The sequence below is a fragment of the Lentilactobacillus hilgardii DSM 20176 = ATCC 8290 genome (assembly GCF_000159315.1).
GTDB classification, from domain to species: Bacteria; Bacillota; Bacilli; order Lactobacillales; family Lactobacillaceae; genus Lentilactobacillus; species Lentilactobacillus hilgardii.
The window spans coordinates 536,413-544,373 of sequence record NZ_GG669992.1 but is presented as its reverse complement, the minus strand read 5'-3'; the positions used below and the strand labels follow the sequence as shown (position 1 = coordinate 544,373).

8 protein-coding genes are annotated in these 7,961 nt (G+C 39.8%); 6 read left to right on the top strand and 2 right to left on the bottom strand.

Features of this window, described 5'->3' with window-relative positions; genetic code table 11:
• Positions 1-786, top strand: a 786-nt coding sequence (locus HMPREF0519_RS02510; protein WP_003634361.1) for a methylenetetrahydrofolate reductase, incomplete at its 5' end; no start/stop codon positions are given.
• A gap of 87 nt (positions 787-873) precedes the next feature.
• On the opposite strand, the gene HMPREF0519_RS02505 is transcribed toward HMPREF0519_RS02510, so the two are convergent.
• Complete coding sequence (locus HMPREF0519_RS02505; protein WP_003634357.1) at positions 874-1,578, bottom strand: B3/B4 domain-containing protein; 705 nt, start codon at positions 1,576-1,578, stop codon at positions 874-876.
• 127 nt (positions 1,579-1,705) lie between these two features.
• Positions 1,706-2,824: an aminotransferase gene (locus HMPREF0519_RS02500; protein WP_003634355.1), complete on the bottom strand. Its 1,119-nt coding sequence runs from the start codon at positions 2,822-2,824 to the stop codon at positions 1,706-1,708.
• A 249-nt stretch (positions 2,825-3,073) separates the two neighbouring features.
• Between HMPREF0519_RS02500 and spx the strand changes: the two genes are divergently transcribed.
• The 5 genes from spx to HMPREF0519_RS02475 all read left to right on the top strand — a co-directional run bounded on the left by spx (position 3,074) and on the right by HMPREF0519_RS02475 (position 7,956).
• Positions 3,074-3,469 carry a transcriptional regulator Spx gene (gene spx / locus HMPREF0519_RS02495; RefSeq protein WP_035462198.1) on the top strand — a complete coding sequence of 132 codons (396 nt, stop codon included), beginning with the start codon at positions 3,074-3,076 and terminating at the stop codon, positions 3,467-3,469.
• A 629-nt stretch (positions 3,470-4,098) separates the two neighbouring features.
• Positions 4,099-5,295 (top strand): ABC transporter substrate-binding protein, encoded by a 1,197-nt coding sequence (locus HMPREF0519_RS02490; protein WP_003557174.1) that lies wholly within the window; start codon positions 4,099-4,101, stop codon positions 5,293-5,295.
• Positions 5,296-5,331: 36 nt separating this feature from the next.
• Entirely contained in the window at positions 5,332-6,210 is an 879-nt protein-coding gene (locus tag HMPREF0519_RS02485; protein ID WP_035462195.1) for a branched-chain amino acid ABC transporter permease, read from the top strand.
• Positions 6,211-6,262: 52 nt separating this feature from the next.
• Positions 6,263-7,180, top strand: coding sequence for a branched-chain amino acid ABC transporter permease (locus tag HMPREF0519_RS02480; protein ID WP_190870496.1), 918 nt, complete (start codon positions 6,263-6,265; stop codon positions 7,178-7,180).
• A complete protein-coding gene (locus HMPREF0519_RS02475) occupies positions 7,177-7,956 on the top strand; it encodes an ABC transporter ATP-binding protein (protein ID WP_003557169.1) in 780 nt (259 codons plus the stop codon). The genes HMPREF0519_RS02480 and HMPREF0519_RS02475 overlap by 4 nt, the downstream gene beginning before the upstream one ends.
• Positions 7,957-7,961 lie beyond the last annotated feature (5 nt).

The window sequence follows — 7,961 nt, the reverse complement described above, 5'->3', positions numbered from 1 at the left end:
AATCCGGATTTCATTTCGGTAACGTTGGGTGCGGGCGGTTCCGATCATTATACCGGAACGGTTTCAATTGCCGATTTAATTCAAAACCAATTAAATATTCCGGCAGTCGCCCACGTTCCAGGACTATATCAAACTGAAAGCCAAGTGCTTAACCTGTTGGATCATCTTTCTGGAATCAACGTTAAAAATATTTTAGCGCTGCGTGGTGATAAGATTCCCGGTAAGGAACCGGTTGGCGTTTTTAATCACGCCAATGAATTAGTTTCGTTTGTTCATAAGAATCGTCCAGACTTTAGTATTGCCAGTGCCTGTTATCCGGATTGTCACGCTGAGGCAAATGGATTTGTAGATGATATCGCACATTTGAAAGAAAAGGTCGATGCGGGTGCCAACCACTTAATCAGCCAACTGTTTTTTGATAATCAATCATTTTATGATTTCAAAGAAAAGACTGAGATTGCCGGGATCAACGTACCGATTGAGGCTGGAATTATGCCTTGTACCAATAAAAAACAGATTGAACGAATTACCCAAATTACGGGGGTTCCACTTCCAAAGAAATTCAGTGCCATTCTTGATCGCTATCAAGATAGTAAACAGGCAATGAAAGATGCTGGAATTGCCTTTGCGGTTGATCAAATTATCGATTTGGTCTCCGAAGGGGTTGACGGCATTCATCTTTATACAATGAATCACGCTGACATTGCCGAACGAATTTGGGATGCAACCAAATCAGTGTTTGAAGCCGCTAATCAGAAAAAAACAGAAAAGGCGAGTAATCACTAATAAGTAAATAAAAGCCACTACACAAGCTGACCAATTATTGGTTTGGCTTGTTGTAGTAGCTTTTATTTTATTTAAAGCGATACTATTTTATTCAAAACTGACCGCCGGATAGTCAAAACTGACATACTGTGTCTTTGTCGTCGCACCTAAATATTTTTCAATGTTTTTGGTCAGCTCAGTCATAGCATGCTCATGGGTTTCCCGCCATTCCGGTTTCAGACACTCCGAGTACATGAGAATACTATTTGAATCTTCGGTAGTTTCAACCCTCTTTGCATCACGCCAAGCCCAGCAACGACTCGTAACGGCCTCATCGTCTCGGTAAATCACTTCGCCGGGAAGTGCAGGATCAGGTTGATCTTCACCAATCGCCGTGAATGATTCCCCACCCTTGGCGACTTCCAAACTGATGCCACCCTTAATTTTATCCAGATCAAGCGCACCAATTGGAAAGCCTGTCCGAAGCGAGATGGCATTGTAAAGATCAACCAGTGGATCAATACTTCTAACCGGATTCCCCTTCTTCGCCCGTTTTAATAAATTCTCCACAGCAAAACGGGCACCTTTTTTAGTCTTGAACTTTTTAAACGCCTGCCGCCACTCATGTATCAATGGATTGGCACTGATCGGCTCATCCGGAATCAAATCTGCCACGCCGGCATTTGCCTCGTCAAGCATCTTCGGCGGCACTTGCCCTTTCTCATGATTATCCAAGTTGTGAACGGTGATAACAGCAATTTTAACGTCGGGAAAAAGATCCCAAAAACTGGGTTGCACGATAAATTGACTCATTGTTCTTCCACCTTATCTGATTGACCATTTTCGTTAACAAATTCTACAAAAAGTAGAATCTTTATTATCAAGCTTATCAACGAGACTAATAAAGCTCCCCTTACTTCAATTCATCATGTAAAATGCATTAGTCATACTGGCGCATAAAGGTTGATAATCGATTTAACCCTTCTCTTAATGTCGACTCATCCGCGCAATAACCCAGGCGAACGTGGCCCGGCATGTCAAAACGAGTCCCCGGTACCAGCAAGACGCCTTGTTCCTTCAAAAGGCGGATACAGAAGGTTTCAATATCTTCCGGTATATCCAGCTTGGGAAACGATGTGGAAACAGCTTGTGGCATCACAACGCTGGCCCGAGGCTCAGAAGCGATCCAATCCTTATAAATTTTGAGATTATTAAGCACCAACTTCCGATTTCGATCCAGAACCTGATCCCGATGTTTGAGAATATAGACGGCCATAGCGTCATTAAAGACCCCACAACAAATCATTGTATAATCCCGATACTTCCGAAACAGATCAGCCACCGCCGTATTTGATGCCGTCCACCCCACTCGAATACCGGGCATCGAATACGTTTTAGACAGGGAGTTGGTCGCAATCCCTTTATCATATAGATCAACAATCGACACAAATTCTTCGGAATGGACCAGCGGTAGATAAACCTCGTCTACCAAAACATAGGCACCGGATTGTTTCGCCAGTTCAACAACTTGTTTTAGAAAAGTCTCATCCAGCAAGGTCCCGGTTGGGTTGTTGGCATTATTCAGACAAATCATTTTGGTATCCGGCCGCATCAATGATTTTAATTCATCAATATCCGGATACCAATTTTGATCTTCGTGAATATGCCAGTAATCAACGTGGGCACCTAATGATTTGGGAATATCGTATAACTGCTGATAGGAGGGATATTCGGAAATAATATGGTCGCCCGGTTCAATCAATGCATATAAAGCCAAGTGATTGGCACCCGTTGCCCCATTAGTCTGCAAAATGTTATCCGGACTAATGTCCTGATATAAATTTGATACTTCCTGCTTAAAATCCGGCGATCCTTCAATCCAACCGTAATTCATTTTTTGTTGATCCAAAATTTTGTAAAAATCTTCACCATCTTTGCCATCCAAAGAAAGCGCTTCATTCATTGCCATTGAAGCAATCGTACTTTGAGAAATATCATATGTAGCTGATTTTTCCCATTTATTGAGCCATTCTTCGACTCCAAAGCCTGCAATTTTCAATTTAAATTCTCCTTTTACTAAAATACAGTAATGCCGAAAACATAATATGCATAGAAAATAATGATTGTGAACAACTTAATTATTCGAAATCATTACAGATAAATACCATACAAATTTTCAGAAAGCCCGTAAAATCACTGTTGACAATCCTAACAAATATGATATGATGAACGTATCGAATCGTTAGATATCGTGTATCATATAACTCATGTATTATTGTTAGCTGGTTACAAAGGGGGAAAAGTAACTATGTTGAACTTATATGTTGCTCCAAGTAGTGCTTCCAGTCGTAAAGCTCGTAAATGGCTCGTTGATCATGGGATTGAATTTAAAGAACGTAACATTTCAAGAATCCCGTTAAACGCTGATGAAATTAAACGGATCCTGCGATTAACCGAGAACGGTAGTGAAGATATTATTTCAACCCGTTCAAATGCTTTCCAAAAACTACACGTCGATTTAGACAATTTAACTGTATCACAATTAATCGATTTAATGGTTAAACATCCTGATTTAATTAGACGTCCATTAATCTTTAATGATGAACAGCTTCAAGTTGGCTTCAGCGAGGAAGATATTCGAAGTTTTCTCCCAAGAAATGTTCGAGAAGCCAGCCTAAAACAACTTATGGATAGAATTAGTTAAACTACATTTAAGCATCGTTTTTGAATAGCTTATTTATATAGAATTCAAGCAGGAACCAAATCAGTATGATACTGATTTGGTTCCTTTTATTTATCATGCAAATCAACCTTGTTTCCCAATGTTAACAAATCATGTTGAATTAATCGTTATTCTTTACTTTCAACTAAACCAGTCTAATAATCACGCCTAAAAGACTAATCTGGATTTTATATTATTAAAAATATTGACATTTCATTAGAAGTTATCTATACTTCTACTCAACCATTAATATTCTTAGTAGGAGGTTGTCACAATGAAAATTAATCAATCAGATAATTATATGTTCGCGGCAACTTCTGCGAACTTGAATTTAGCCTTATTATTAAAGATGAAGGACCCGACATTGATTGCGAAATAGTCTGTAAAGACTACCTAAGCCAATCAAAAAGTTGAGCCCTTGTTTCATTTTTAATGATGAGGGGCTTAATAAAGCGAATTTCCAACCTCATTCATTACTGAATGAGGTTTTTTTATTACTTTGGGAGGTGATCATTTCAGAATATCAATTTTATCATTATTTTGCTTTATCTCACTTGTAGCCGCAGAAACAAGATCCGAAAATACATACAAATTGAAAGTTGGTATTAGATATGAAAAAAAGTAACATGAAGAAAATCGTTAGCTTTGCAGCAGTTGTAATGACTGCAGGTATCTTTGCAGGATGTAGTACTGCTAAGACTCAAACTGCAGGTAATAACCAGACCGGAAACACCATTAAGATAGGGGTCAATATGGAATTATCCGGTGCAGCAGCGGGCTATGGAAATTCACAAAAACAAGGGATTCAATTAGCAGCTCAAGAAATCAATAAAGATGGTGGAATCAACGTTAATGGCAAAAAGAAAAAAATTAAACTAATCATTAAAGACAACAAGACCTCAACCACGACCTCGGCATCGGTTGCCGCCCAACTTGTCAATAATGATAAGGTAGCAGCAATTGTCGGACCTGCTACTACAAATGCCGGAACAGCAGAAATCCCTAATATTACTAAAGCTGCAGTTCCAAGTGTAAGTCCATCTGCAACCGACCCAAACTACACAAAGCAAAAAAATGGCAAAGTTCAACCATATGTTTTTAGAGCATGCTACCAAAATAATTTCCAAGGTGGAACAGCAGCTAAATTTATGACCAATACCTTAAAAGCAAAACGGGTAGCTGTTTTCGCCGATAATTCCAGTGATTATGGTACCGGGCTGGCAAAAGCCTTTAAAAAATCGTTCAAAGGAACCATCGTTGACAGTCAATCCTTTTCTGAAGGCGATAAGGACTTCAATGCTGTTCTAACATCCTTTAAATCAAAAAAGATCGATGCCATTTATGTACCTGGCTACTACACTGAAGTAGGCCTCATTATTAAACAGGCTCGTCAAAATGGTATCAACGTTCCGATTGTCGGTAGCGATGGTATGGCTGATCCCAAGCTTGCTCAAATTGCCGGTAACAAAAATGCTTCAAAGATTTATTACACGACGCCCTTCTCTGACGATGTTGCCAAGAGTAACCCGACCGCTGTTAAATTTATGAACGCTTATAAAGCAAAGTACCACGCAGACGCACCAACCTTTTCAGCTTTGGCCTACGATTCCGTTTATATGATTAAATCAGCAATTGAAAGTGAAAAATCCGCAGACTCTATTAAAATTACTAAAGGACTTTCAAAAATCAAAAACTTTGATGGCGTTACTGGTACTATCACAATCAATAAAAATCATGATCCCGAAAAACCAATCGCAATCGAACAATTGACAAATGGTAAAGTAAGCAATTCGTTTAACATTAAGTAGTTATACAAATCGGCCTTGGTTAGGGAGGGTAACGTCGTGCAAACAATCTTTCAACAAATCATTAACGGGCTTTCATTAGGAAGCATTTATGCCCTACTAGCATTGGGTTATACCATGGTTTACGGAATCATTAAATTGATTAATTTTGCTCACGGAGATATTTATATGCTTGGCGCCTTCTGGGGATACTACGTGATCAACGTTTGGCATTTCAACTTCATTAGTGCGCTATTATCTGCGATGGTAGTCGGAGCAGTCAGTGGCGTAATTATTGAATATTTTGCCTATCGACCATTACGACATTCACCGCGAATTGCGGCCCTTATTACCGCAATTGGTGTGTCATTTCTTCTTGAAAATGGCATGTCCTATCTATTTAGTTCAAACACTCGGGATTTCCCACAAATCATCAAACAAGTTAACTACAATATCGGTGGTGTCTTAATTTCAAACATTCAGGTTTTAATTCTGGTAACAGCTTGTATTTTAATGATCCTATTACAGGTGATCATCAAAAAGACCAAAATGGGGCGTGCTATGAGAGCCGTTTCCGTCGATCCGGATGCTGCTGAATTAGTCGGCATTAATATTAATTGGACCATTTCATTTACATTTGCCCTGGGGTCAGCACTAGCAGGTGCTGCCGGCGTCTTGATCGGTTTATATTACAACTCGATTGATCCATTAATGGGTATGACACCCGGAATTAAAGCATTTGTAGCAGCAGTTCTTGGGGGAATCGGTTCCGTACCTGGTGCTTCTGTCGGTGGGTTCTTAATCGGAATTCTTGAAACCTTCTTTCAATCTATCGGTCTTTCGGCCTACAAAGATGCGGTCGTCTACTTTGTCCTGATTGTCATACTGTTGATTATGCCAGCCGGAATTTTCGGTAAGAATGCTAAAGAAAAGGTTTAGGTGATCACTCTTGAAAGCAAATTTTAAATACAATATTATTTGGCTCATCATCATGATTTCCGGTTTTTACCTCATGAATACGTTGATCCTGATTGGGGTAATCAATGCCTTTATTGAAAATATGCTTGTAACAATTGGCATTAACATCATACTTGCAACTGGACTGAACCTCATCATTGGCTTCGCAGGACAATTTTCACTTGGACATGCGGGATTTATGGCAATCGGGGCATACGCAACGGCTATCATAACGCAAACTGCCACTACCCCTGCAGGCTTTTATCTTTCCATAGTGATTGGTATTGTCGTTTCAATACTTGTAGCTTTGATTGTTGGTATTCCGACTTTAAGACTACGTGGCGACTATCTGGCCATTGCAACGATGGGTGCCGCTGAAATCATCCGAATTATTATTAATAATATGAAAATTACAGGTGGTGCTGCTGGGATTTTTAACATTCCTCAATTAGCATCTTGGCCAACTGTTTATACCATGGTTTGTGTGACAACTATTATTATCGTGAACTTTATTCACAGTCGTGGCGGCCGAGCCGTCACCTCCGTCCGTGAAGATGAAATTGCTGCAGAAGCAATGGGGATCAACGTTTTCAAGTGGAAACTTGCCGCATTTACTCTAGGTGCTGCTACGGCTGCTGTTGCCGGATCATTGCACGCCTCATTTCTTCAAACCATTTCACCAAACGACTTTGGAATTATGGAATCAATTTCCATTTTAATTATTGTTGTCCTCGGCGGGGTTGGCAGTATTACCGGAACTTTTGTTGCCGCAGCAGTTCTTGGTGTTTTAGACACCGTTCTTCAAGATTTTGGTGCTTTAAGAATGGTCATCTACGCTGCCGCACTTATCCTGATCATGATTTTTAAACCATCCGGTCTCTTAGGAACTTGGGAGCTATCCATTAAGCGGTGTTTCAAACGATTTGGACGAAAGGAGCGGGTAAAGCAATGACAAGCTTATTACAAGTTGATAATTTAGTTAAAAACTTCGGTGGTCTAACAGCTGTTTCGGATGTTTCATTACATTTAAACAACAATGAACTGGTCGCATTAATCGGTCCAAACGGCGCGGGCAAAACCACTTTGTTTAATTTATTAACCGGTGTTATTCCGGCAACTTCCGGCTCAATCGTTCTTAAAGGAACCAATGGCACTTTCGCCCTGAATGATAAAAAAGCTTATCAAATTGCTAAATTAGGACTTTCAAGGACTTTTCAAAACATTCGCTTGTTTAAAAATCTGTCAGTCATTGATAACGTTCTAATTGCAATGACCAGTCGATATAAAGAAGGTTTTCTTTCAAGTATTTTCCGCCTGCCAAATTATTACAAAACCGAACAGCGAGTCACTGAAGATGCCAAAAAGCTACTAGCACTCTTCGAATTGGAAGATCAGACAGATGTACTTGCAAAGAACCTGCCCTATGGCACGCAACGACGATTAGAAATTGTCCGGGCGTTAGCGACTAAACCCCAAATCTTATTTTTGGATGAACCCGCTGCCGGAATGAATCCAGAAGAAACAGCTAACTTAACACAATTAATTCTCAAGGTTCAGCATCGTTTCCATATTACTATTTTACTAATCGAGCACGATATGTCTTTAGTCATGAACTTAGCTGAACGAATTTACGTATTGGACCATGGTTCTCTACTGGCCGAAGGAAATCCGGATGAAATTAAGTCCAACCCCAAGGTGATTAAGGCTTATTTGGGGGAGGGAGAGTGATGACA